This window comes from Pseudomonas sp. HY13-MNA-CIBAN-0226, from assembly GCF_040310305.1.
Lineage (GTDB): Bacteria > Pseudomonadota > Gammaproteobacteria > Pseudomonadales > Pseudomonadaceae > Aquipseudomonas > Aquipseudomonas gregormendelii.
In genome coordinates this window covers 1-261 of sequence record NZ_JBEOPS010000357.1, presented here as the reverse complement: position 1 = coordinate 261, position 261 = coordinate 1, and the positions used below count along the sequence as shown (strand labels likewise).

At 65.1% G+C, this 261-nt stretch carries 1 protein-coding gene; it reads right to left on the bottom strand.

Going from position 1 to position 261, the window contains the following annotated elements; genetic code table 11:
* The coding region (locus tag AAEZ05_RS29090; protein ID WP_350650089.1) for a LysR family transcriptional regulator at window positions 1-203 on the bottom strand (203 nt) is incomplete at its 3' end.
* Between the last annotated feature and the right edge of the window lie 58 nt (window positions 204-261).

Here is a 261-nt window from a genome sequence, read left to right as displayed (position 1 = left end):
CGTTCGTAGTACGCGGCGCCGTCGGCCGTGACGACGACCTTGCGGGTCGTGCGGTTGAACAGCTTCACGCGCAGCCGCGCTTCGAGCTGCTGCACCAGTTGCGTGACGGTGGTGCGGCTCATGTGCAGCGTGTCGGCTGCCTTCGTGAAGCTGCCGGCTTCCACCACGCGGGCGAACGCCTGCATTGCGTCGAATCGATCCATCGGGTCGGGGCTCCGCGTCGGTCGCAGGATTGTTTGGGATGTGCAAACAGTGTTGGAC